The organism is Streptomyces sp. Rer75, from assembly GCF_013414305.1.
In the GTDB taxonomy this organism is placed as follows: Bacteria; Actinomycetota; Actinomycetes; order Streptomycetales; family Streptomycetaceae; genus Streptomyces; species Streptomyces himastatinicus.
This window is the reverse complement of the sequence record NZ_CP058693.1, coordinates 5,981,237-6,004,297: the sequence shown is the minus strand read 5'-3', so window position 1 is coordinate 6,004,297 and position 23,061 is coordinate 5,981,237. Positions and strand designations below refer to the sequence as shown.

Sequence of the window (23,061 nt, the reverse complement as noted above, 5' to 3'; positions counted from 1 at the left end):
CGGGCCGCTCACCAGGTGACCTCGTCCAGCACCAGGCGGCCCGCCTTCCGGTACTCCCGCCGCGCCCCGGCCAGCAGATCGGCGCCGGTCACCGGCTCGCCGCGGCCCGCCGCCGCATACGCCGCGGTCACCACCGCGCTGCGGATGGAGCCGCCCGCCAGCTCGAAGTCGCGGGCGCACGGGCCCGGATCGATGCCGTCCTCGCACGGCACATGGGCCAGGCTGTGCCGCCACAGGGCGAGCCGCTGACCGGCGTCGGGGAAGGGGAAGTCGACCACCGTGTCCAGCCGCCGGGTGAAGGCGTCGTCGATGTTCGCCCGCAGGTTGGTGGTGAGCAGGGCGATGCCGTCGAACGCCTCCAGCCGCTGGAGGAGGTACGCGCTCTCCAGGTTGGCGTAGCGGTCGTGGGAGTCGTTGACCTCGGAGCGCTTGCCGAACACCGCGTCCGCCTCGTCGAAGAGCAGCACCGCGTCGGTGCGGTCGGCCTCGGTGAAGATGCGCTCCAGGTTCTTCTCGGTCTCGCCCACGTACTTGTCGACCACCGAGGACAGCTGGACGACATACAGGTCCAGGCCCAGATCGGCGGCCACCACCTCGGCGGACATGGTCTTGCCGGTGCCGGACTCCCCGGCGAACAGCGCCAGGACGCCACGGCCCCGGCCGCCGCCCGCGCTCAGCCGCCAGTCGCCGAGCACCCGGTCGCGGTAGCGGGCGCGCAGGGACAGCTCGCGCAGCTGGCCGAGCGGCTCGGCGGGCAGCACCAGATCGTCCCAGCCGACATCGGGCCGGATGCGGCGGGCGTGGTTCTCCAGACCGGAGGCCGAGTGCTGCCGGGCCGCGCGCCGCAGATGGTCCGGCCCCAGCGGGGTGCCCTCGAAGGCGGCCAGCTTCCGTGCGGACCGCGCCGCCCGGCGGATCCGCTCACCGCCGAGCCGGTACGGGGCGACGGTCGCCGCCAGGTCGAACCCGGCGTCGTCCCTCCCGCCGACGCCGAGCGCGGCCGCCCACGCGTCCACCCCGCCCGACGGCAGCCGGGGCACGTCCAGCACCAGCGGGTCGTGGTCGCACCACTGCGGGTCGTACGCCGCCCGGCCGGTCAGCAACACCGGTACGTCGGGCGCCGCCAGGGCCCGGATGAGCGGTCCCGGCCGCTCGGGCAGCGGGGACACCACGATGCCGCAGCCGCGCAGCCGCGCCTCGCGCAGCAGCTCCGGCACCGGGCCGAGGACGTCGTGGTGCCCGTCGTCCGGGCCGTGCTCCCGGCCCCCGGTGGCGACCGGGGTGAAGTGCAGCGCCTCGTACCCGGCGGCGCTCAGCGCGGTGGCGGCGCACAGCAGTCCGTCGCCCTCCCGCTGCTCGCGCAGATAGACCGTGCACGGGGCGGAGGCGAGATGTTCGGCGAGCTGCTTCATGGAGTCCGGGGACGGTTCGGCGGGGGCCGGTTCGGCGAGGGCCGGTTCGGCCGGGGCCGGGAGCACGCGGACGCGGCCGTCGAGCGCGGCGTCCTGGATGTCGTCGCCGAGCAGATGGGCGACCAGCCGGTCCGGGACGCTCAACGAGCGGCTGAGGAAGGGCCGTTCGGCCTCCTCGACGACCAGCAGGCCCAGTTCGGCCAGGGGCGCCGTGGGGTGGAAGCGGGCACGGGCCTCGGGATGGGCCGCGGACAGACCGCACACGTCGAGCACCAGCCCGACGGTGGCCCGCCGACGGCTGACGTCGTCGTTGAGGTAGCCGTACAGCGGCTCGAATCCGCGGTCGAGGTCGGGGGCGAGCGCGATGAGCAGGGCGGCGGTGTCCACCTCGGTCAGGCCCAGGCGGCGGACGAGGCCGGGCAGCCGGTCGCCGTCGCGCGCCGGCTCGTCGCCGGAGCCGTCGACGGGCCCCGGCGCGGCGTCGCCCTCCGGGCGCGGCCCGTCGGCGGACCGCAGCAGGTGGTGGCGTACGGCGTCGTCGGACAGATAGAGGCCGCGCAGCAGGTCGGTCGCGGTGGGGTCGCCCGCGCTGCGCCGCTCCACCAGGGCGGCGATCCGCTCCCGCAGCCGGGCGAGCCGGGCGAGCAGCGCGCCCGCCGGGTCGTCGGAAGAAGGGTCGTACGAAGGCGTGGTGCTGTCGGTCACCGGGTGTGTGCTTCCGTGGTCGGCGCGTCGAGGTGGCGTGACTGGTGCATCCGCTCGCCGTCCTCGGCTCCGTCGATCTCGCGGGCGCGCACCAGCGTGCCCTCGGTGACGGGCGGCCCGGCGTCGTAGTCGGGGTAGGCCGGGAACGGCACGGTGACCACCAGGTCGATCGACGGTTTGAGCGTGCCGCCGAGCGCGGACCAGATCTCGGCCAGCGAGCGGGCCTCGGTCTGCACCCCGGCGACCGTGAGCGGCACGCTCAGCCCCAGCTCGGCCAGCGGCTCCGGAAGGATCTCCGGCGGCAGCAGTTCGCGCGGCAGCAGGGTCGCCAACGCGGCCGACAGCAGCCGGTGTTCGTCCTCGGGCCGCTTGGTCCAGGCGGTGAGCAGGTACGACAGCCGGAACCAGCGCGGCGGACGGCGCCTGCGGACCACGATCCCCTGCCCGTCGCGGATGGCGGCCGCACCGCGCTCGCGCCGTTTGACGTCCTCCCGGATGTCGTACAGATAACAGTCCAGGACCGGTGCGTTGCGCCGCGCGGACCATTCCTTGGTCGGGGCGTCGAAGGCGATCTCGATATCACTTCCGGCCAGTGCGCCGCCCTGGAGCAGCGTCCGCAACAGTGCGTCGACTTCGTGAATCACGAGATGTACCCCTCGCGCAGGGCGTAGGCCACGGCGTGCGCGCGATTGCGCAGGTCCAGCCGCGTGGTCAGACCCTGCATGATGTTCTTGACGGTCCGCTCCGAATACGACAACTTACTAGCAATTTCCCCAGTTCCCATTCCCTCCGCGACCAGCCGCAGTACGTCGATCTCGCGCGGGGTGAGGCCGGAGGGCTGGGTGGCGGGGTGGCCGGAAGTGCCCGGCCGTAAGCTGCCGACCTGGCTGATCAGCCGCCCGAGCAGATCGGAGGGCAGGTCGCCGTCGCCGTGGAAGGCCGCGGTCACGGCCCGGAGCAGCCGTCCGCCGGTGGCCTCGTGCCGCCAGACGATGGCGCCGACGCCGCATTCGATGACGTCCAGCAGCTCCGCCTCGCGGATCAGGCTCACCACCAGGACGGGGTGCAGCCCCTCGCTGCGCACCAGTCTGCGCAGTTGGGAGAGGAGAGCCTGATCGGGGGTTTCGGCGAGCAGCACGGCCACGCCGTCCCCGCTCACGGTGGCCTCGTCGACGAGGTCGACTTCCGGGTGCTGCCGCAGCTGGCTGATCGTTCCTTCTCGTGAGATCGGATCCGGCGCATGGACCACGACCGGAATCTTTTTCTCGGGTTCCGCGATCACCGAATGGAAAGTTCCGCGCACTTTTCCCTCCCCTGCCGCCGCGATGGTACGGCAGCTCCCCGTTAACAGCCGTACGGGCGGAATCCTTTCTACCACTCGGATATTTGTCGGCCGCGCCCGCGACGCGCCGGGAAAACTGTCCATAAAAGTGTCCAGAAAACTGCTCGGAAAGTGGCCGGTTTATTGCTCACCGCGGTGCTCACCGCCGGATGAGCACCGCGGGACGGCAACCCAGGAACCGCCGCTACCCTCCTCCCTCAGTAAGCGCTTGAGCGGCGCACCAGCAGGTCGGCAAGGGAGTGCCATGACTCACCGTGACAGCCACTCACCCGGAAGTCTGGGTGAGCACTTACGCGCGGCGCGGCAGCGCGCCTTCGTCGGGCGAGACCGCGAACTGGCCCGGTTCCGTGCGGCGATCGACGGCGCCGCGGACGCCTTCACTGTGCTCTTCCTCACCGGCCCCGGCGGCATCGGCAAGTCGTCGCTGCTGCGGCGCTTCGCCGACGAGGCGCATGCGGCCGGGCTGACGGCGGTCGAGCTGGACGGGCGCAGCGGCGAGTGCTCCCCCACGGCGTTCGAGGCGGACGCAGCCGAGGTGTTCGCCGCCGACCGGCCGGTGCTGCTGGTCGACACGTTCGAGGAGTACCAGTCGCTCGAAGGCTGGTTGCGGGACCGTTTCCTCCCCCGGCTGCCGCTGGGGTCGCTGGTGGTCCTCGCCGGACGGCAGCCGCCCTCGGACCGCTGGCGGACCGACCCCGGCTGGGAGGGGATCCTGCGGGTCGTCAGCCTGCCGGAGCTGCCCCGCGGCGAGGCGGTGGCCCTGCTCGCGGCGCGCGGGGTGCCGCCGGAGCGGCAGGCCGGGGTCCTCGCCTTCGCGGGCGGCAACCCCCTGGCCCTGTCGCTGGCCGCCGAGGTGGCACGCGATCCCGACGACGGGAACGGCGCCTGGGCACCGGCCCAGGACGTGATCGGGACGCTGGTGTCCCGGCTGGTCGGCGAGGTGCCCTCGGCGGTCCACCGGCAGGCCCTGGAGATATGCGCCCATGCGCACATGACCACCGAGGAGTTGCTGCGGGCCGCCCTGCCCGAGACCGACCCGGCCGCACGGCCCGGGACCGATACTGCCGCACGGCCCGGAGCCGACGCGGCGGCCCTGTTCGCCTGGCTGCGCGGGCTGCCGTTCATCGAGACGGGCCCGTGCGGGATCTTTCCGCACGATGTGGTGCGCGAGACCCTGGACGCCGACCTGCGCTGGCGTGATCCGCAGCGCTACCGGGCCATGCACGGCCGGATCCTCAGCCATCTCGTGGCGCAGGTGCAGCAGGCCCGCGGCGACTCCGGCGCCCCCGGCGGCTCCGTGGGCTCCGGTTCCGCGGCCGGCGCGGCGCTGCGCGGTCTGTCGGCCGCCGTGCTCTACCTCCAGCGCGACGGGTTCGGCAGCAACTGGTTCGGCGCCCCCCGGCCGCACGAGGTGTACGAGGACACCCTGCGGCCCGGCGACCGCGCCGCGGTGCTGGAACTGGCCGCCAAGGAGGGCCCGGAGGAGAACGTGGCCATCGTCCGCCACTGGCTCGACCGGCAGCCCGAGTCCTTCCACGTCTACCGGCGCTCGGTCTCGGGCGAGACGGTCGGCTTCATGTCCTGGCTGCGGCTCACCGAGGCCCGGGCGGCGGACCAGGACGCCGATCCGGTCATCGCGGCGGCCTGGGCGCATGCGCGCCGGACGGCCCCGCCGGGGGCCGGGGAGCACTTGGGAATCGCCCGGTTCACGGTGCGCGCCGACCCCAACCCCTCCCCCGCCGGGGACCTCATGAGCGCGCGGATCATGGCCGAGGTCCTCACCGGTGACGGGCTGGCGTGGGCGCTGGTGGTGATGGACAACTTCGAGACGTACCAGCGGTCCGCGTTCGTGGCCGATTTGGACGCCCCGCCCCTGGTCCGGGTCGGCGACCGGCTCTACGGGCTCTTCGGCCACGACCAGCGGAAGGTGTCACCCGACGCCTTCCTCCAGCAGACGATGCAGTTGGACCCCGGCCACGGGGACGCGCAGGCACCCCCCGCAGGTCCCGCCGCCGGGCCCGTGGCCCCCGGACCCCCGGAGCGCGCCCAGGGCACCCTGTCCCGGGCGGAGTTCGACGCGGCCGTACGGAGCGCACTGCGCTCCTGGCACCGGCCCGACGCGCTGTCGGCCAGCCCGCTCCTGCACACCGGGCTGGTGGCCCCCGACGCGGCCGACCCGGTGGAGACGCTGCGGGACGTCCTCGCCGAGGCGGCCGGGAAGCTGCGCGCGGACCGGCTGGGCGAAAAGCTCCACCAGGCGGTCGCGATGACGTTCTTCGAGGGCGCCCCGACCCAGGAGGCCGCGGCCGCACGGCTCGGCGTGCCGTTCAGTACGTACCGCCGTCACCTCACCCGCGGTGTCGCCCGGGTCTGCGAACTGCTGTGGCACCGCTAGCCGCCGGTGCCCTTCAGCGGGTGGTCCCTCAGCGGGTGACCAGCACGCTCACCGTCAGGGCGCCCTTGTTGTCGTCCATGCAGGTGTCACCGTCGTTGATCCGCAGCTCCAGGGTCCCTTCGCGGGCGGCCCGGAAGCGCCACTCACGCTTGACGCGATGGCTCGGCAGGCTCTTGGGGTTTCCGGAGAAGCGGCCCAGGAGGGTGCCGAACGGGGCCGTGGCGTCGACCTTGCAGTCCCAGGCGAAGCGCAGGGACTCGTCGTCGGCGGCGCTGTGACCGAGGGAGCCGACGCCGGGCAGGCGGGTGGAGTCCACCGTCCAGGTGCCGGTGGAGTAGCGCACCGTCACCGTGTCGCCCCGGCGGAGTTCGGTCTGCGTCGCGCGCTGCCAGCCCTGGGCCGACTGGACGCTCAGCATCGTGGTCGTGGTCGTCGTCGTGGGTGTGGCCGAGGTGGCGGGGGTGGCCCGAGCGTCCGACGGCCCGTCGTCCGCGCCGGACGGGGGCGCGTCCGTCAGCGCCAGGAAGAGGCCGGTTATCAGGGCGGACGCGGCGCCCGCCGCCACCGGCCACCACCACCGCACCCTGCGGCGGCGGGGCGGCGGGGCGGCCGCGTGGTCCACGACGGTCGGCTCCGGGCCGACACCGACGAGGGTCGGGGCCGTGACCGGGGAACGCATGCCCGTCATCGTCGCGGTGTCCGACTGGGACACGTCCGCCACGGTCTGCGGCACCCGGACCGTCGCGGCGTGGGTCTCCGCGGTCCGCGCACCAGCGGAGGGCGTCAGGGGCTCGGGTTCGGCACCGTCCGCGACGTGCCGCAGGGCGTCGCGCACCGCGGCCGCGGAGGGGCGCTGGTCCGGGGACTTGTGCAGCAGGGCCTCGACGATGGGCCGCAGCGGGCCGACCCGGTCCGGGATGTTCGGTTCCGCGAAGGTGACCGCGTGCAGCGCGGCGGCCTGCGTGGTGCGGTGGAAGGGCGCCACCCCGGAGGCGACGGCGGACAGGGTCGCGCCGAGCGCCCACAGGTCGGACGGCGGGCCCACCTCGTCGGCGGTCAGCCGCTCGGGCGCCATGTAGCCGATGGAGCCGAGGAGTTCACCGGCCGTGGTGAGCGAGTCGTCGCCTTCGAGGGCGGCGATGCCGAAGTCGGTGAGGACGGCGCTGCCGTCCGGGCGCAGCAGGATGTTGGCGGGCTTGATGTCGCGGTGCAGCGCCCCGACGGCGTGCACGGCTTCCAGGGCGCTCAGCAGCTGGAGGCCGAGGGCGGCGGTGCGGGGCGGCGACAGCGGTCCGACGGCGGCGAGATGGCGGTCGAGGGAGGGGCCGTCGATCAGCTCCATCGTGATCCACAACCGGTCGTCGTACTCGACCAGATCATGGACGCCGACCACATGGGGGTGGTGCACCCGGGCGACGGTGCGCGCCTCCCGCACCGCCCGGCGCAGCCGTCTGTGGTGCTCGTCGCCGTCGCTGCTGACATGCAACTCCTTGACGGCGACCTCGCGCTCCAGCACATGGTCCCGGGCACGCCACACCGTGCCCATACCGCCCCGGCCGAGCCGGTCCAGGAGCAGATAGCGTTCGGCGATCAGCCGTCCTGCTCCGGCGGATCTCACTCGGTCTCCCCTGTTCTCTCCCCCCGGCCCCCGCCGACGCGCGGGGAACGATGCGGGCGAGCATAGCCGGACCGTTGTCCTACCCGTGCGGTTGACTGAGTGCGTACGCGATCAGCAGGGCGGGGCGGCAAAACCCCATCCGCACACCGCACTTCAGGGGGCACAGCGATGACCACCACCGAAGAGGCCCTTCCCCGGGTTCCGGACGCCGCCTGGCTGGAGGCCCGGTTCGGCGCGGGGTCGCTGCTGCAGGGGAGGCGCCGCCCCGGCGAATAACCCGAACGGCTGGGACCACGGGGAGGGCTACAAGGGCACGGTGGCCTCCTCGCTGCCCTCGCTCGCCGTCCTGCTCGGGCTGCTCGCGGAGCGGGCGGAGGCCATCGACGCGATCGAGGACGACGAGGAGGCCCGGGCCGAGGCCGTCGGGAAGCTGCGCGCCGAGATGACCGCCTTCGATGGTTACATGGAGGATGCACCGCTCTGGGATGGGGTGTTCGAGTATCTGGCGGAATGACCGGCGCTCCCGGCGGGCCCCGGGTGTTCAATGGGCTGCATGGCGGAGGAACGCGGCGGGAGCGTCGAGCTGAGCGGGGTGCCCGAGACCCTGCTGTGGAACCTGTACATGCGCGCGTACGAGGCGCGCGGGCCGCGGCCGGTGCTGGCGGACCCCAAGGCCGTGGAGCTGGTCGACCGCATCGACTACCCCTTCGAGGAGACCTTCGGCCCGCCCAGCCCGCTGCTCGCCCAGGGGCAGGCGCTGCGCGTGCGGACCTTCGACTACGCCGTACGGGACTTCCTCGCCGCCCACCCGGACGGCACCGTCGTCGCGCTCGCCGAGGGGCTGGAGACCCAGTACTGGCGGGTGGACAACGGGCGGGCCCGCTGGCTGTGCGTCGAGCTGCCGGAGACCGCCGCGGTGCGGCGCGCCCTGCTGCCGGACGACGAGCGGCGGCGCACCCTTGCCCGGTCGGCGCTCGACCTGTCGTGGCGGGGCGAGGTCGACACCTCCCGCGGGGTGCTGGTCACCGCGCAGGGGCTGCTGATGTATCTGCGGCCCACCGAGGTGCGGGACCTGATCGCCGGATGCGCCGAGGGCTTTCCGGGCGGGGCGCTGGTCTTCGACGCGGTGCCGCGCTGGTTCAGCGCGCGCACGATGCGCGGCGAGATGCGCACCGCGCAGGGGTATCGGCCGCCGCCCATGCCGTGGGGCATGGACGCGGGTGAGCTGGGCAAGGTCCGTAGCGCCCATCCGCGCATCTCCGAGGTGCGGGAGCTGCCGCCGCCGCGCGGGCGGGGGCTGTACCACGGAGCGCTGGTGCCGGTGCTGCGGCGGCTGCCCGGCGTACGGAACCTGCGGCCCACGATGACCGCGGTCGCCCGCTTCGGCTGAGTGGCTGGTTTCTTATCGGCCTCTACTGATCACCGAGTCAGTCCGCACCGCATCACCGGACGGAATTCCGGCGTCTTACCGCCCATAAGAGGGCATTCCACTCCCGCGTCCATTGCGCTTATCTCAACACCTCCGTACGGTGTCGGCCATGCGGCAAGAGTTCGACGTCGCGGCGCGCGTCCGTCAGGTGATCGACGAAGCGGGCTGCACCCAGCGGGAGTTCGCGCGGCGTGTGGTGATGGACCCCTCCAAGCTGTCCCGCTCGCTCGGCGGCACCCGCCGTTTCACCGTCGCCGAACTGGCCCGCATCGCCGACGCGGGCCGGGTCGACGCCGGGTGGCTGCTCGGCACCACCGGCCCCGGCGAACCCGCCGCCGACACCCCTGAACCGGCCGCCCGCACCTCACCCCCCGAGGGCGGGCGGCCCCTCCAGATCGTGCGGGAGACCGTGCGGCTGATCGCCGAGCACGGCTTCCACTCCGTACGCGTCGCCGACATCGCCGCCGCCTGCGACACCAGCACCGCAGCCATCCACTACCACTTCCCCGGCCGCGCCGAATTACTGGAAGCCGCCGTGCGATGGTGCATGGACGAGGACACCATGCGGCGCGCCGCCCGCCTCGCCGAGGCCGACGACGCCCTCGAGGAACTGCGCCAGCTCATCGACCTCCAGGTCCCGGACAGCACCCAGCAGCGCCACCAGTGGCTGGTGTGGATGGACCTGTGGTCCGAGGCCGCGCGCTCGACCGCCATCGGACAGCTGCACGCCGCGTTCTACCGGGAGTGGCGGCGGACGATCGCCGAGGTGATCCGGCGCGGCATCGCCCAGGGCGTCTTCCGCGACGTCGACCCCGAGTTCAGCGCGCTGCGGCTCACCGCGCTGATCGACGGATTCGCCACCCAGGTGGTGGCCACCGCGCCCGGCGAGGGCGGTACGAGCGCGGAGCTCATGCGCACCGCCTGCCTCGCCTACCTCGACACGGAACTGTCCGCACAGCCTCCTCACCGTCCCGACGAAACCCGTTCATCCCCGTTCCCGTAGCTACGGAGCAGTCGCAGAAGACGGAGAAACGCCATGCCCATGAACGACAGCGTCATCATCACCTGCGCCCTCACCGGGGCCGGCGACACCGTGGGCCGCAGCCCCCACGTCCCCGTCACCCCCGAGCAGATAGCCCGCTCCGCGGTCGAGGCCGCGGAGGCCGGGGCGGCCGTGGTCCACATCCACGTACGCGACCCCGAGACCGGCGCCCCCGCCCGCGATCCGCGGCTGTACCGCGAGGTCGTGGAGCGGGTGAAGGAGACCGGCACCGACGTCGTCATCAACCTCACCGCGGGCATGGGCGGCGACCTCGTCATCGACCCCGAGAACCCGCTCACCCACCTCGCGGGCACCGACCTGGTCAGCGGTCTGGACCGGCTCCCGCAGAACCCGCTCACCCACCTCGCGGGCACCGACCTGGTCAGCGGTCTGGACCGGCTCCCGCACGTCGAGGACCTGCTGCCCGACATCTGCACCCTGGACTGCGGCTCGCTCAACTTCGGCGACGGCAGCAACCTCTACGTCTCCACCCCCGACATGCTGCGCACCGGCGCCAAGCGCATCCAGGAGCTGGGCGTCCGCCCCGAGCTGGAGATCTTCGACACCGGCCAGCTGTGGTTCGCCAAGCAGCTGCTGGCCGAGGGGCTGCTGGACGACCCGACCGTCTTCCAGCTGTGCATGGGCATCCCGTGGGGCGCCCCCGCCGAGCCGGGCGTGCTCAAGTCGATGGTCGACCTGCTGCCCGAGGGCGCGCAGTGGGCCAGCTTCGCGCTGGGCCGCATGCAGATGCCGTGGGTCGCCCAGTCCATCCTGCTCGGCGGCAACGTACGGGTCGGCCTGGAGGACAACCTGTACCTCAGCCGGGGTGTGAAGGCCACCAACGGCCAGCTGGTCGAACGCGCCGTCCAGATCACCGAGCTGCTGGGCGCCACCGTCGCCACCCCGGACGAGGCCCGGCAGCGGCTCGGCCTCAAGCCCCGCTCGTAACCGCCCCGCTCGTCACGCCCCTCGCCCTCCGATGTCTTAGGACCCCCATGCCCTCACCCCCCTGCGCACCCGACCGTGTCCGCCGCGTCGCCTGTATCGGCGCGGGAGTCATCGGCGGCGGCTGGGTCGCCCACTTCCTCGCCCGCGGCTACGACGTCACCGCCTGGGACCCGGCGCCGGACGCCGAGACCAAGCTGCGCCGCCTCGTCGACGCCGCCTGGCCCGCACTGGAGCAGATCGGCCTGGCCGAGGGCGCCTCACCGGACCGCCTCACCCTCGCCGCCACCCTCGAAGGGGCCGTGGCCGACGCGGAGTTCGTCCAGGAGAGCGCCCCCGAGAAGCTGGAGCTGAAGCGGAGCCTGCTGGCCCAGCTGGACGCGGCGGCCCCGGCGGGCGTCGTCATCGCGTCCTCCACCTCCGGCTATCCGATGACCGACATGCAGACCGAGGCCACCGACCCCGGCCGCCTCCTCGTCGGCCACCCGTTCAACCCGCCGTATCTGATTCCCCTGGTCGAGGTCGTCGGCGGCGAGAAGACCGACCCGGCCGCCGTGGAATGGGCCTCCGCCTTCTACAAGGCGGCCGCCAAGTCCGTCATCACCATGGACCGCGAACTGCCCGGCTTCATCGCCAACCGCCTCCAGGAGGCGCTGTGGCGCGAGGCCCTGCACATGGTGGCGAGCGGCGAGGCCACCGTGAAGGACATCGACGACTCGATCACCGAGGGACCCGGCCTGCGCTGGGCTTTCATGGGCCCGTGCCTGACGTTCGCCCTCGCGGGCGGCGAGGGCGGCATGGGGCATATGCTCGATCACTTCGGACCGTCACTGAAATCGCCATGGACGCGTCTCGAAGCCCCTGAGCTGGACGACTCGTTGCGTACGGCCATGGTCGACGGATGTGACGAGGCGGCGGGCGGGCGGAGTATCGCCCAGCTCGTCGCGGAAAGGGACCAGGGCGTGATCAACGTCCTGCGGGCGACCGGCCGGTTGCCCGAGCAGCGCAACGAGGGAGGCGACAAGTGAGCGACCAGCTCCCCCACTACCACCAGACCGTCCGACCGGAATGGATCGACTACAACGGTCATATGAGCGAGGCGTTCTACGTCCTCGTCTTCGGACACAGCACGGACGAGATGATGGTCGAGACCGGTCTCGACTCCGGATACCGGGTGAAGACCGGCTGCTCCCTCTACACCGTCGAGACGCACATACGCTATCTCCACGAAGTCGAGGAAGGCGCCGAGCTGACCATCCGCACCCGGGTGCTGGGTGTGGACGAGAAGAAGGTGCGGTTCTCCCACGAGATGTACGTGGGCGAGCCGGAGGGTGGCGAGCCCGTGGCCACCACCGAACTGCTCGCCCTCCACATCGACCAGAAGGCGGGCCACGCGGCACCGTTCCCGGAGGAGGTCCGCGAGCGGCTCACCTCCCTGGTCGAGAAGGCACCCGACTGGGCGGGCCGCTCCATAGGCCCCGTACCCACCGCCGCCTAGGCGCGGCGCACGCAGAGACGAGGGGGTCACCGGGTCCGGTGACCCCCTCGACGCGTCCTCACGCCGTGGCGTACACACCTCGGCGTGCGGGCCGATCAGCGGCAGATTGTCGGGCGTCATCGCGAAGACACCGTTGAGCCGTGCCTCCGGCTGCCACCGCTCCCCCTCCGGGAGCAGCCGCAGCCCCGCCGCGATCGCGCCGTCGAAGAGGACGCCGGGCCAGGGCCGGTCGGCCCCCTCGGTGAGCCCGGAGACCGGGACCGGCAGCGGCTGGTGATCAGAGGTGCCCAGGCCGTCGCGGTCGCCGTGGTCGCGGGGGGATGTTTGGCCGATGCCGTCCGCGTACGGGGCGGCGACCCGCCCCGTACGCGGAGCGGCGGGCTCACGGCGAATCGCTGACGGTGACCGGCTCGTCGTTCTTGAGCTGCTGGACGAGCTGCTTGACCTTGGCCTGGTCCCACTGGAGGTTGCCGCCGACGCTGCCCGAGGTCGGCATGTTCATCGACTTGCCGCCGCTGCTGGTCACGTCCTTCATCGCGAAGAACATCTTGGCCAGCAGATAGGGGTTCATGTCCTTGTCGACGATCAGCGTGTCCAGCCCGGCCCCCATGGTCGGGTAGAGCGTGAAGGGGTTCAGCAGCGTGCTGGGCGTCGCGGTCTGACCGGCCAGGGCGGACAGGAACTTCTGCTGGTTCTTCGTCCGGTCCAGGTCGCTGGCGGCGAACGCGTGCCGGCTGCGGACGAACGCCAGCGCCTGCTGCCCGTTCATCGTCTGCTGACCCGCCTCGAAGTCCGCGCCCGCCTGCTTGTCCTTGAACCCCTTGTCGAGCTTCATCTCGACGCCGCCGATGGCGTCCACGATGTCGGCGAAGCCGGAGAACCCGATCTCCGCGTAGTGGTCGATGTGCAGCCCGGTGTTGGCCTCGACGGTGCGGACGAGCAGCTGCGGGCCGTCGATGGAGTACGCGGCGTTCAGCTTGTTGGCGCCCAGCGGCCCCTTGACCTCACCGGACTCCGATCCGCGGAACTTCGGGATGGTCACGTTCGAGTCGCGCGGCAGCGATATGAGCGTCGGGCCCGACGCGCCGTCGTGCAGGATCATCATCGAGTCCGTGCGCTTGCCGTCGGCCGAGCCCGTGTGCAGGTCCTTCTTCTGCTGGTCCGACATGCCCTCGCGGCTGTCGGACCCGACGATCAGGTAGTTGGTGCCGTCTCCCGCCTCGGGACGGTCGATCACCTGACTCAGGTCGACTTCCTTGCGCAGCTTGGAGTCGGCCCAGAAGTACGTGGCGACCGAGGCGACCAGCAGAACCACGATCACGGTGACCAGCACGCGTTTCACGGTCCGGCCACGCCGCCGATACGGCACCCCGGGCGGACCTCCGTGGCCTCCCTGCTGCGGCGGGACGCCCGGATGCCCGTTGTGCGGCGGGGCATACGTGGGGTCCTGGAAATCGGGGTATCTGCTGTCGCTCCGTGAATTCATGCGGGGCAGTCTGCATTCTCCATGGGGCCGAAAGGCAAATCGCGTTGGCAGACCTGGTGAAGTGCGGCGCGTTTTTGGGCAGCGGCGTATGAGGTTTTGCCGTATGCGGCACCGCGAGTGTTCCCGTCCGCTCTCTCCGTTACCCTCCGGCCGTCATGGAACGATGGCGCTGGATTCGCTTGAAACCAGCCGCATCCCCCTCAGCGCCGGAGGGCCGGAAAGTGTTACGCGGACCACCGGCCGCACACGGTCAGAGCCGCCGCACCCAAGCGGCCACACCGTGACCGATGCCGAGGTAAATCAGCGCGGGCAGCGCGTAGTTGAGGAAGACGCGCGCCCCTTCGGGCTCCATGGTGAAGATGTCCTGCGACCAGCCGGCGAGCCAGTCCGCGACGCCGTGCACGAAGTCGACGAAGACATTCGCCTCGTTCGCGTCGAGCAGGTACAGCAGGATCCACAAACCCAGAAAGATCGCGGCGACGTCCGCGAGGCCATGAATGATCAGCGCTGTCCGCTCCGTCCCGAGACGGTTGGACGGATGTGCGTGGTGGTTGGACGGATTTGCGTGGTGGTTGTACGGACCGTTGTCCACCATACGGTCATGGGGGTTGCTCATGGGCCTCTCTTAGCCGAGCCGACCCGCCCAAAACTGCCTTCACATTCACTTCACAGCAATGTCCTCGGCGCGTTATCAATTCCGCACCGAAGTGGCCGTCTGATCAACTTTTTCGCATCCGACAACTCAACATCTCCCCATCGGAGTTGTCGTGAAACGTGAAGCCCTTTCAAGGAACGGGATCGCGACGCCACCGCGCCGGGCCCGGTTCCGTAGGCTTGGCCGTAATGCCTCCCGCCGTCCTCCCCTCCCCGCTGACCCCGCTCGCCGATCCGGCCATGGAGCGGGCGGGGCTGGAGCTGCGGCTGAAGCGGGACGACCTCATCCACCCCACCGTCCCCGGCAACAAGTGGCGCAAGCTCACGCCCAACCTGCGCGCCGCCGCCGAGCAGGGGCATACGCGGCTCCTCACCTTCGGCGGGGCCTACTCCAACCACATCCGGGCCGTCGCCGCGGCCGGGGCCGCCCGGGGGCTGGACACCGTCGGCATCATCCGGGGCGACGAACTCGCCGACGCCCCGCGCAACTGGTCCCTCGCCCTCGCCGAGTCGTACGGCATGCGGCTGTCCTTCCTCGACCGGTCCGGCTACCGGGAGACCCTGCGCTCCCTGGACGACCCGCGGACGCTGCGGGAGCTGGAGGCGCGGTGGGGGCGGGCCTACGTCCTGCCCGAGGGCGGTACGAACGTGCTCGCCGCGCAGGGGGCCGCCGACCTCGTCGCGGAACTGCCCGACCTCGGCGCGCGCGACATCGTGTGCTGCGCGGTCGGCACGGGCGGCACGCTGGCCGGGATCGCCGCCGCCCTGCCGGAGGGCGCGCGGGCACTGGGGTTCGCCGTGCTGAAGGGGGCGGGCGGCTATCTGGAGGGCGAGGTCGCGGAGCTGCACCGGCGCGGGTGGGGGCGGACGTTCACCGACTGGCGCATCGAGCACGGGTACCACGGCGGCGGGTACGGGCGGGTCCCGGCCGGTCTTGAGGCGTTCGCGGCCGGGTTCGAGGAGCGGCACGGGGTGCGGGTGGAGCGGCGGTACGTGGCGAAGATGCTGTGGGGGCTGTACGGGCTGGCCGAGGCCGGGGCGCTGCCCCGGGGGAGCCGGGTGACGGCGGTGGTCACGGGCCCGCCCGACCCGTACGGATGAGCGCCGGCATCGCGGCGCCCGCGGTGCCGCCGACCGCCCAGTCCGCCGGGGTCACTCCGGGGTCCGCAGGCGGATGACCGCCGTCGCCGCGTGGCGGACCGTGCTCTCCTGCCGCACCTCCACCGTCAGCTCCGGCGCGATCGGCTGATAGGCGATCCACGCGCCGACCGTGTCGATCGCCGTGGGCGGATCGGAGTCCGCCGGAGCGGGGGGCGGGGGCGGGAGGTCGCGCAGTGCCGTGGTGAGCTGGGCCCGGACCGCCGGGGAGAGGGGGCCGGAGACCACGGGGGTGTCGTCGCCCGGCAGGACGAGGGCCAGGGCGCGGGGGCGGAGCCGGGGGCCGACGACGCCGACGACCATGGCGTCCCGGGTCTCCGAGTGCCGCAGTTTCCGCCAGTGCCGTCCGGGCCGGTACGGCTGGTCGGGGCTCTTGATGACCAGCCCCTCGACGCCGATGGCCGGGAACGCCTCGTACCAGGCGGCGGCCTGCTCCGGGTCCATCGTCATGGGCACGGCCTGGAGGGGCGGGCCGTACGGTTCGAGGAGCATCGTCAGAAGGGCGCGGCGCTGCTCGTACGGCCGAGGCCGCAGGTCGTCCGTACCGCTCGCGAGGAGGTCGAACGCGGCGTACGAGGCGGGGAGTTCGCGGGCCAGCCGCGCGGCGCGGGCCTCGGTGGCGGCGGTGGCGCGCTTCTGGACGGCGGCGAAGTCGGTGCGGCCGCCGACCCACACCACCACCTCCCCGTCGAGCACGGTCCCCACCGGGAGCCGCCCAGCCGCGGCCGCCAGGTCGGGGAAGGCGCGGGTGACGATGCGGCCGGAGCGGGCCTGCATCTGCACCTCGTCCGCCAGCCGGAAGATCAGCAGCCGATGGCCGTCGAACTTCGGCTCGTACGCCAGCTGCCGCCCCGGCGCGGCGACCGGCAGCGTCGGGATGGGCCGGGCCAGCGCCACCGGCACGGGTGGCAGCAGGGGGGTCATGGGGTGGCGGGCAGCGGGTGGGCCCGTGCCGGGTCGAGGAGCGGGGCCAGCAGATCGCCGTGGCGGTCGAGGCGGGCGGGGAGGTCGTCGATCCCGAAGACCAGCCGCCCGGGGTCGTCGCACGCCTCCACTTCGTCCCAGGTCACGGGCGTGGAGACGGTCGGCTCCCGGCGGGCGCGGGGCGTGTAGGGGGCGGCGGTGGTCTTGGCGGCGGCGTTCTGGCTGAAGTCGACGAACACCTTGCCGGGCCGCAGGGAGCGGGTCATCTTCTGGATGGCCAGCCCCGGCAGCGCGGCGGCGGCCTCCGCCGCGAGCCGCCGGGCGTAGTGGGTGACCTGCCGGGACGGGGCCGGTTCCAGCGGGGTCAGCAGATGCAGCCCCTTGGAGCCGCTGGTCTTGGCGTACGCGGCCAGCCCGTCCGCCCGCAGCCGCTCCCGCAGCCAGACGGCGACGGCGCAGCAGTCCACGATCGTGGCGGGCGGTCCGGGGTCGAGGTCGAAGACCAGCCGGTCGGCGATGCCCGTCCCCTCGTCGATCCGCCACATGGGCGCGTGGAACTCGACCACCAGGTTCGCCGCCCACATCAGCGAGGCCAGGTCCTGCACGAGCACCTGGCGCGCGGTTTCCCCCTCGTGGCGGCTGACCTCGGCGGTCGTCACCCAGGAGGGGGTGCCGGGCGGCGGGTTCTTGGTGAAGAACATCTGGCCGTCCGGACCGTCCGGATAGCGCAGGAACGCGAGCGGCCGCCCCCGCAGATGGCCGAGCATCGCCCCGGCGGCCGACGCCAGGTAGTGCAGCAGCTCGCCCTTCGTGGTGCCGGTGGCCGGATGGATGACCTTGTCGAGGTTCCTGAGCGCGATCCGTCGCCCCTCCACCTCCGTGATCGGGGACATACGATAAGAATCTCACGAAAGGGATCAAGCATGCGATCTATCTGGAATGGGAACATTTCGTTCGGCCTGGTGAGCATCCCGATCAAGATGTATCCGGCGACCGAGGATCACTCGGTGTCCTTCCGGCAGATCCACACCGCCGATGGCGGCCGCATCCGGTATCGCAAGGTCTGCGAGCTGGAGGACAAGCAGGTCGACGCGGACGAGATCGGCAAGGCGTACGAGGATGCCGACGGTGCCCTGATCCCGATCACCGACGAGGACCTGGCCGCCCTGCCGCTGCCGACCACCCGCGCGCTGGAGATCGAGGCGTTCGTCAACGCCTCGGAGATCGATCCGCTCCAGATGGGCGACGCGTACTACCTCGGCGCCAACGGCACCGCCGCCGCCAAGCCGTACGCCCTGCTCCGCGAGGCCCTCAAGCGCAGCGAGAAGGTCGCCATCACGAAGTACGCCCACCGCGGCCGGGAACGGCTCGGGATGCTGCGCGTCGTCGGCGACGCCATCGCCATGCACCGGCTGCTGTGGCCGGACGAGGTGCGCGAGCCGGCGGGGGTTGCGCCCAAGGAGAAGGTCACGGTGAAACCGGCCGAGCTGGATCTCGCCGACACCCTGATGGCCACGCTCGGCGAGGTGAACCTGAGCGAACTGCACGACGAGTACCACGAGGCCCTGGAGGCCCTGGTGGCGGCGAAGGTCTCCGGCGCCACCCCCACCGCCGAACCGGGCGAGCGCCCGGCCGGCGCCCAGGTCGTGGACCTGATGGCCGCCCTGAAGGACAGCGTCCGCAGCGCGAAGGAGGCCCGTGGTGAGTCGGCCGAGGAGAAGGCCACGGTCACCGAACTGAGCGACCACAAGAAGGCCCCGGCCAAGAAGACCGCGGCGAAGAAGGCGCCCGCGAAGAAGACGGCGGCCAAGAAGACGGCCGCGAAGAAGACGACCGCGAAGAAGACCGCGGCCAAGAAGACGGCGGCCAAGAAGCAGCCGCGCAAACGGGGCGCCTGAGCGCCTGCCGCTGGGCGAACCGGGACCGGATCGTGAGCCGGGCCACCTGCCCGGTCGGGTTCACTGCCGAGTGCGGGCCGGTGGCCGGGTTGTGCCCACCCGTTCCGCCCTGCGGAACGATTGCCCACAACCTGGGTACAAGCCGCCGCTCGGCGGGAGGGGGCGGGGTCGCAGGGGTGGGGTCCTGGACGTTCCGTATATTTGTGGCGCCCATTTCCGGCCCACCCCACGTTTCCGGGCACCGGCGCCAAAAATATACGAGTCCAGGACCCTGCCCCGGAGGCCCCGCACCCGCACCACCCACCCCAGCGACCGCGCACCCACCGATCAGCTGAAAGCACCAACGTGGTCCGCGACCCACTGCGCGAACGTCCGCGCCGGGCGGCCCGTGATCCGCTCGACCTCCGGGGAGATCGTCTGCGGCCGGCCCACGGTCCCCTCGAAGACCCGCAGCAGCGAGTCCGCGATCTCCGGCGTCATGAACCCGCCGATCATCTTCTCGCGCGCCACCTCCGGCGGTATCTCCTCGTACCGCAGCGGCCGGCCGATGACCTCGCCGATGATGCGCACCTGGTCGGCGAAGGTCAGCGACTCCGGGCCGGTCAGCTCGGGCGTCTTGCCGACCAGGTCGTCGGCGAGGAGGGCGCGGGCGGCGACGGCGCCCATGTCGGCCTCGTGGACGGGGGCCATGTGCGCTCCGGCGTACGCGCCGTACACCACGTCCCCGGCCTTGATCTGGTCCGCCCACTGGAAGGCGTTCACGGCGAAGGCGCCCGGCCGCACATGGGTCCACTCCAGCCCGGTGCGCTCGACCTGGGCCTCCAGCTCGCGGTGGAGGGCGCCGATCGGGTTGTCCTGCGGGTCGGTGTCCTCCAGGACGGAGGACGAGGAGAGCGTCACGACGCGCCGCACCCCGGCCTCCTTCGCCCGCTCCAGCAGCTTGTCGGCGCCCAGCTGCCACACCACCGCGGCGTGGAGGAACAGCGCGGTGGCACCCTCCAGCGGCAGGTCCTCGGTCCGCGCCGCCTGGACGCCGTCGGGGAAGTGCGCGGCCCCGGGGTCGCGGGTGAGCGCGCGGACCTCCGCACCCGCGTCGGCCAGCTCCTTCACCACGTGCGCGCCGACGTTTCCGGTGGCTCCGGTTACCACGATCATGACGAATCTCCCCTGACTGTCCTGTGCGGTCCGGTCCAGTTTCATCCAGACGGATGAACTCGTCAAACACATAGATGGATGAGGCGGGGCGCTAGCCTGGTCCGGTCGAGTACGAGGAGTTGAAGACATGGAGGGGACGCCGAAGAGGCCCCGCCGCGCCCCCGCGCCCGAGGAGCGCAAGCTGTGCCCGGAGCGCTCCCGGCGGCTGCTGCTGGAGGCGGCCCGGGACGTGTTCGCACAGAAGGGGTTCGCGGGCGCCCGGGTGCAGGACATCGCGGACCGGGCGGGCGTCAACAAGCAGCTGATCGCGTACCACTTCGGCGGCAAGGAGGGCCTGTACCGGGAGCTGGGCCGCGAGTGGCTGAAGCGCGAGGAGACCTTCAACGACCCCGCGATCCCGCTGGACGAGCTGGTCCTGCGCTACCTCCGGGAGGCGTTCGCCGATCCGCGGGCGACCCGGTTCAACGCCTGGTGCGGCCTTGACGACGCCGCCCCGGAGGAGGGCCCCGAGGACCTCTCCGACCTGCGGCGCCGCCAGGCGGAGGGCGAGATCGCGGAGGACATCGATCCCGCCATGGCGATGCTGCTGTACGTCAGCCTGGTGACGGCGCCGATCGCGCTGCCGCACGCGGTGCGCCAGTTCTTCGACGCCGACCCGGAGTCGCCGGAGTTCCGCGAGCATTACGCGGAGCAGGTGCGGAGAGTCGTCCGCCACCTCGCGACGTGAGCACCGCGAACGCCGCGAACGCCGCGAACGCCGTGAGCACCGTGCATCCTGATTCACATATCCTTTGACGTCGTCGTCATCGGGCCTTGTAGCGTGCTCGTCAGGTTCCTGGAGCATCTTCGAGAGGCCGACGAAAGAGCCACGAATGATTTCTTGCTGCATATGGATCCGCTGCGTGGGCGTCACACCGCGCTTCAGAAAAACCTCCTCTTCGCTTCGTCCGCCAGAGCGACCCGCCCCGCCATCCGCTGGACCGTGCCGTGTGAGCCGTTCACCGCTGCGCGCTGGGCGGTGACGGAGGGGGCGGTCGTCTCACCGGCGGCGTAGGCGCTGCCGTCCTTCTCGGCTGCCTGTTCGGAGTCCTGCCTCGGGTCGGTGACGCTGACTCCGGCGCCGTTGCTGTGGCCCGTCTCGGGCACGCCCTTGAGGTTCTTGTCGACGTGGCTGAGCTCGTGGCCGATCAGCTTCTCGTCGCCTGCGGACCCGGCGGAGAGGAAGATGTGGTTGCCGATGGTCATGGCATGGGCCCCCATCGCCGCCGTGGCACGCTGGGCCACCGCGTCGCGGTGGACGCGGGTGGAGGCGAGCCTGTCGTTCTGATAGAACGCCCCGGCCTTCGCCACGACCGACGAGGGCAGCGACTCGCTCGACGAATTCATCGCGGCGGCCACCAGGGCGCTCTGCCCTTCCGGGCTGGTGTCCCGCACCCCGTCGTGGACGTGCCCGTCCTCCTCCTCGGCGCGCGCGACGGTGGCGCCGCCCGAGGAACGCTGGACCGGAGGTTCCGGCGCCTGGTGCCCGCATCCGGCACCGTGCTGATGCCGGTCCTGCGCTCCCGGGTGCCCGGACCGCCGCAGCATTTCGACAACTGCCTGGTTCCCGGCCTGGCTCTGCTGGGCGAGCATCCGCTGCACGGCCGTTCCGGCGAAGGTGGGAGTCGCTCGTGGCCGCCGGGGTGCCCGCCCTTTCCCCGTCGTGCTGTTCTCGTCACGGGCCAGTCCCATATGTCTTCCTCCGGCGGTCAAAGGCGATCCAACCGCCTCACGCTCGCAGGCGAGGTGGCCACCTTCCCAGAGGCGCAGGGGCAGACTTGCGGCCCTGATGGGCAGCGGCATGCCAAGAGGGGCTACCCCGTCACTCCGTCACCCCGTCGATCTGGAACGTCTGCACCGACTGCGCGGTGTACAGGTCGCCGCCGCCCGCCGTCCGGGTCGACCAGCGCGGCACGAGGCCGCCCGTACCGCCGGTGACCTGGCCGAACCGCGACAGGTCGAAGGTCATGGTCTGCGCGGCGCCGGGGTTGACGGCGACGAGCACCAGGCGGCGGGCGGCCGGGTCGTACGCCGCCACCGCGTGGTCCGAGCCGGTGGCCAGGATGCGCATGCCGGGGCGGATGTGCCGGGTGAACTGGGCGAGGACGTAGTACTTGGTCTGGACGGCGCCGGGCTGCGCGGTGTTCGGGTCGTAGTGGATGAGCGCCCAGCCCGCGCTGGGGTCCATGACCTGCCAGTAGCACCAGGCGGTCGGGTGCAGCCAGTTGAAGTCCAGGCAGAGGTTGGTGGCGAGGGTGAGGCCGGTGGCGTCCTTCTCGCCGGTCTCGGAGTTCCACAGCTTCTTGCCCGCGGCGCGCACGTCCGCGTACAGCAGGTCGCGGCGGCCGCCCGAGCCCTGGTAGCCGTGCACGTTGACCTGGTCGACGAGGGCGCGGGTCGCGGTGTCGAAGGAGCCCCAGGTGGTGCGGGCCAGGTCGTAGCTGGTCTCGTCCGAGGCCGAGATGCGGGCGGCGGTGAGGCCGCGGCTGTTCAGCTCGGTACGGAGGTGGCCGAGGACGGTGCGCTGCACCGCCGCGTCCATGTGGCAGCCTTCCTGGGTGCCGTCCGCCTTCCACCAGGTGGAGGAGGGTTCGTTGAACGGCTCTACGGTGGCGAAGCGGACGCCCCAGTGGTCCTGGGCGTAGCGGGCGGTGGTGGCGAGGTAGACGGCAAACTGCCGGTAGTTCCAGGACTGGAGGTTGTTGCCGCCGTCCGCGGCGCCGGAGGGGTTGTGGTTGAGGCACATCCACCACATGGGCGCGTTGGAGAACAGCTCGGTGACGGCGCCGCGCTGGACGGCCTTGGTGAGCGCCGCGCGCTGGGTCGCGTCGGACGTCCAGCGCCAGGCGGCGGAGGCCGGGTCCTCGCTGGACCAGTCGTGCCAGAAGCCCTCGATCTGCTTGAACCGGGGGATGTTGGGCGAGACGGCCATGGACTGGCCGTTCACGCTCGTCCAGGCGCAGCCGCCGAGGTTGTAGCGGGCGATGTTCAGGCCGAGGCCGGGGAGGGTCGTACCGGCGTACGTGGTGTTGCGGGTGGTGAAGAAGAGGTCGGCGAAGTCGTCCCGCTGCCCGAAGAGGTTGGCCCACCAGGCGAGCGAGGTGCCCCAGCCCTCCCAGCCCCCGTGGTCGGTGCCCGGGTCGACGGTGACGGACTCGTCGGCGTGGGCCGTGCCGGTGGAGAGTGCGGTGCCGATCAGGGTTGCGCTTGCTGCGGTGAGGAGCGTTCTTCGTCGCACCATGTGTCCCTTCTGCCGCTTGGGGCCCGTGGTGTGAAGCGTCGGGTGCGGAGGGGGAGTTGTCGAGAGCTATGACAGCGCTTTCTGGCCCTTCTGTCGGCGGAGCCGGAGACGGGGTCGAAG

21 protein-coding genes are annotated in these 23,061 nt (G+C 72.0%); 10 read left to right on the top strand and 11 right to left on the bottom strand.

The features are described 5' to 3' along the window. Positions 1-8: 8 nt before the first annotated feature. Genes HYQ63_RS25870 through HYQ63_RS25860 form a run of 3 tightly spaced genes read right to left on the bottom strand, consistent with a single transcriptional unit; the run spans position 9 to position 3,420 of the window. On the bottom strand, positions 9-2,117 hold the full coding sequence (locus HYQ63_RS25870) for an ATP-binding protein (RefSeq protein WP_179936311.1): 2,109 nt from the start codon (positions 2,115-2,117) through the stop codon (positions 9-11). Next, positions 2,114-2,761, bottom strand: a complete 648-nt coding sequence (locus tag HYQ63_RS25865; RefSeq protein WP_179936310.1) for a DUF4255 domain-containing protein — start codon at positions 2,759-2,761, stop codon at positions 2,114-2,116. Before HYQ63_RS25865 ends, HYQ63_RS25870 begins: the two co-directional genes overlap by 4 nt. Beyond that, complete coding sequence (locus HYQ63_RS25860) at positions 2,758-3,420, bottom strand: response regulator transcription factor (RefSeq protein WP_373689140.1); 663 nt, start codon at positions 3,418-3,420, stop codon at positions 2,758-2,760. The genes HYQ63_RS25865 and HYQ63_RS25860 overlap by 4 nt, the downstream gene beginning before the upstream one ends. Before the next feature lie 283 nt (positions 3,421-3,703). Here HYQ63_RS25860 and HYQ63_RS25855 point away from each other — a divergent pair, with 283 nt between their 5' ends. Further along, on the top strand, positions 3,704-5,854 hold the full coding sequence (locus HYQ63_RS25855; RefSeq protein WP_179936308.1) for an ATP-binding protein: 2,151 nt from the start codon (positions 3,704-3,706) through the stop codon (positions 5,852-5,854). Between the two features lie 28 nt (positions 5,855-5,882). On the opposite strand, the gene HYQ63_RS25850 is transcribed toward HYQ63_RS25855, so the two are convergent. Continuing rightward, positions 5,883-7,472: a serine/threonine-protein kinase gene (locus HYQ63_RS25850; protein ID WP_179936307.1), complete on the bottom strand. Its 1,590-nt coding sequence runs from the start codon at positions 7,470-7,472 to the stop codon at positions 5,883-5,885. A gap of 316 nt (positions 7,473-7,788) precedes the next feature. On the opposite strand from HYQ63_RS25850, the gene HYQ63_RS44885 reads away from it, so the two are divergent. The 6 genes from HYQ63_RS44885 (at position 7,789) to HYQ63_RS25820 (ending at position 12,386) form a co-directional block, all read left to right on the top strand. After that, a complete protein-coding gene (locus HYQ63_RS44885) occupies positions 7,789-7,986 on the top strand; it encodes a hypothetical protein (RefSeq protein WP_257232117.1) in 198 nt (65 codons plus the stop codon). 30 nt (positions 7,987-8,016) lie between these two features. Next, on the top strand, positions 8,017-8,862 hold the full coding sequence (locus HYQ63_RS25840) for a class I SAM-dependent methyltransferase (protein WP_179936305.1): 846 nt from the start codon (positions 8,017-8,019) through the stop codon (positions 8,860-8,862). A gap of 148 nt (positions 8,863-9,010) precedes the next feature. Continuing rightward, positions 9,011-9,904 (top strand): TetR/AcrR family transcriptional regulator, encoded by an 894-nt coding sequence (locus HYQ63_RS25835; protein WP_179936303.1) that lies wholly within the window; start codon positions 9,011-9,013, stop codon positions 9,902-9,904. A 33-nt stretch (positions 9,905-9,937) separates the two neighbouring features. Beyond that, on the top strand, positions 9,938-10,891 hold the full coding sequence (locus tag HYQ63_RS25830; RefSeq protein ID WP_179936298.1) for a 3-keto-5-aminohexanoate cleavage protein: 954 nt from the start codon (positions 9,938-9,940) through the stop codon (positions 10,889-10,891). A gap of 47 nt (positions 10,892-10,938) precedes the next feature. Further along, positions 10,939-11,916 (top strand): 3-hydroxyacyl-CoA dehydrogenase NAD-binding domain-containing protein, encoded by a 978-nt coding sequence (locus HYQ63_RS25825; protein ID WP_179936292.1) that lies wholly within the window; start codon positions 10,939-10,941, stop codon positions 11,914-11,916. After that, entirely contained in the window at positions 11,913-12,386 is a 474-nt protein-coding gene (locus tag HYQ63_RS25820) for a thioesterase family protein (protein ID WP_179936290.1), read from the top strand. Before HYQ63_RS25825 ends, HYQ63_RS25820 begins: the two co-directional genes overlap by 4 nt. Before the next feature lie 382 nt (positions 12,387-12,768). On the opposite strand, the gene HYQ63_RS25815 is transcribed toward HYQ63_RS25820, so the two are convergent. After that, positions 12,769-13,962, bottom strand: a complete 1,194-nt coding sequence (locus tag HYQ63_RS25815) for an LCP family protein (protein WP_179940502.1) — start codon at positions 13,960-13,962, stop codon at positions 12,769-12,771. Between the two features lie 160 nt (positions 13,963-14,122). Then, positions 14,123-14,467, bottom strand: coding sequence for a hypothetical protein (locus HYQ63_RS25810; RefSeq protein ID WP_257232114.1), 345 nt, complete (start codon positions 14,465-14,467; stop codon positions 14,123-14,125). A 248-nt stretch (positions 14,468-14,715) separates the two neighbouring features. Between HYQ63_RS25810 and HYQ63_RS25805 the strand changes: the two genes are divergently transcribed. Further along, positions 14,716-15,627: a 1-aminocyclopropane-1-carboxylate deaminase/D-cysteine desulfhydrase gene (locus HYQ63_RS25805; RefSeq protein WP_179936288.1), complete on the top strand. Its 912-nt coding sequence runs from the start codon at positions 14,716-14,718 to the stop codon at positions 15,625-15,627. 51 nt (positions 15,628-15,678) lie between these two features. Here HYQ63_RS25805 and HYQ63_RS25800 read toward each other — a convergent pair whose 3' ends face one another. Both HYQ63_RS25800 and ligD read right to left on the bottom strand, forming a co-directional pair. Next, positions 15,679-16,608 (bottom strand): ATP-dependent DNA ligase, encoded by a 930-nt coding sequence (locus HYQ63_RS25800; protein WP_179936286.1) that lies wholly within the window; start codon positions 16,606-16,608, stop codon positions 15,679-15,681. Further along, positions 16,605-17,501: a non-homologous end-joining DNA ligase gene (gene ligD, locus HYQ63_RS25795; RefSeq protein ID WP_179936284.1), complete on the bottom strand. Its 897-nt coding sequence runs from the start codon at positions 17,499-17,501 to the stop codon at positions 16,605-16,607. Before ligD ends, HYQ63_RS25800 begins: the two co-directional genes overlap by 4 nt. Before the next feature lie 30 nt (positions 17,502-17,531). Here ligD and HYQ63_RS25790 point away from each other — a divergent pair, with 30 nt between their 5' ends. After that, positions 17,532-18,506 carry a Ku protein gene (locus HYQ63_RS25790; protein WP_179936282.1) on the top strand — a complete coding sequence of 325 codons (975 nt, stop codon included), beginning with the start codon at positions 17,532-17,534 and terminating at the stop codon, positions 18,504-18,506. Positions 18,507-18,833: 327 nt separating this feature from the next. Here the strand turns inward: HYQ63_RS25790 and HYQ63_RS25785 are convergent, their stop codons facing one another. Further along, entirely contained in the window at positions 18,834-19,661 is an 828-nt protein-coding gene (locus HYQ63_RS25785) for an NAD(P)H-binding protein (protein ID WP_179936278.1), read from the bottom strand. A gap of 127 nt (positions 19,662-19,788) precedes the next feature. Between HYQ63_RS25785 and HYQ63_RS25780 the strand changes: the two genes are divergently transcribed. After that, positions 19,789-20,388: a TetR family transcriptional regulator gene (locus HYQ63_RS25780; protein ID WP_179936276.1), complete on the top strand. Its 600-nt coding sequence runs from the start codon at positions 19,789-19,791 to the stop codon at positions 20,386-20,388. A 194-nt stretch (positions 20,389-20,582) separates the two neighbouring features. Here the strand turns inward: HYQ63_RS25780 and HYQ63_RS25775 are convergent, their stop codons facing one another. Together HYQ63_RS25775 and HYQ63_RS25770 are read right to left on the bottom strand one after the other, a co-directional pair. Continuing rightward, positions 20,583-21,392, bottom strand: a complete 810-nt coding sequence (locus tag HYQ63_RS25775; protein ID WP_257232113.1) for a DUF4157 domain-containing protein — start codon at positions 21,390-21,392, stop codon at positions 20,583-20,585. 130 nt (positions 21,393-21,522) lie between these two features. Then, entirely contained in the window at positions 21,523-22,941 is a 1,419-nt protein-coding gene (locus HYQ63_RS25770; RefSeq protein WP_179936274.1) for a glycoside hydrolase, read from the bottom strand. Between the last annotated feature and the right edge of the window lie 120 nt (positions 22,942-23,061).

What these genes read in the sequence shown, in the direction of transcription:
- HYQ63_RS25855 (WP_179936308.1), top strand. Translation starts at nt 3,704, where the DNA reads ATGACTCACCGTGACAGCCACTCACCCGGAAGTCTGGGTGAGCACTTA.
- HYQ63_RS25840 (WP_179936305.1), top strand. Translation starts at nt 8,017, where the DNA reads ATGGGCTGCATGGCGGAGGAACGCGGCGGGAGCGTCGAGCTGAGCGGG.
- HYQ63_RS25835 (WP_179936303.1), top strand. Translation starts at nt 9,011, where the DNA reads ATGCGGCAAGAGTTCGACGTCGCGGCGCGCGTCCGTCAGGTGATCGAC.
- HYQ63_RS25830 (WP_179936298.1), top strand. Translation starts at nt 9,938, where the DNA reads ATGCCCATGAACGACAGCGTCATCATCACCTGCGCCCTCACCGGGGCC.
- HYQ63_RS25825 (WP_179936292.1), top strand. Translation starts at nt 10,939, where the DNA reads ATGCCCTCACCCCCCTGCGCACCCGACCGTGTCCGCCGCGTCGCCTGT.
- HYQ63_RS25810 (WP_257232114.1), bottom strand. Translation starts at nt 14,467, where the DNA reads ATGGTGGACAACGGTCCGTACAACCACCACGCAAATCCGTCCAACCAC.
- HYQ63_RS25805 (WP_179936288.1), top strand. Translation starts at nt 14,716, where the DNA reads ATGCCTCCCGCCGTCCTCCCCTCCCCGCTGACCCCGCTCGCCGATCCG.
- HYQ63_RS25800 (WP_179936286.1), bottom strand. Translation starts at nt 16,608, where the DNA reads ATGACCCCCCTGCTGCCACCCGTGCCGGTGGCGCTGGCCCGGCCCATC.
- ligD (WP_179936284.1), bottom strand. Translation starts at nt 17,501, where the DNA reads ATGTCCCCGATCACGGAGGTGGAGGGGCGACGGATCGCGCTCAGGAAC.
- HYQ63_RS25790 (WP_179936282.1), top strand. Translation starts at nt 17,532, where the DNA reads ATGCGATCTATCTGGAATGGGAACATTTCGTTCGGCCTGGTGAGCATC.
- HYQ63_RS25785 (WP_179936278.1), bottom strand. Translation starts at nt 19,661, where the DNA reads ATGATCGTGGTAACCGGAGCCACCGGAAACGTCGGCGCGCACGTGGTG.
- HYQ63_RS25780 (WP_179936276.1), top strand. Translation starts at nt 19,789, where the DNA reads ATGGAGGGGACGCCGAAGAGGCCCCGCCGCGCCCCCGCGCCCGAGGAG.
- HYQ63_RS25775 (WP_257232113.1), bottom strand. Translation starts at nt 21,392, where the DNA reads ATGGGACTGGCCCGTGACGAGAACAGCACGACGGGGAAAGGGCGGGCA.
- HYQ63_RS25770 (WP_179936274.1), bottom strand. Translation starts at nt 22,941, where the DNA reads ATGGTGCGACGAAGAACGCTCCTCACCGCAGCAAGCGCAACCCTGATC.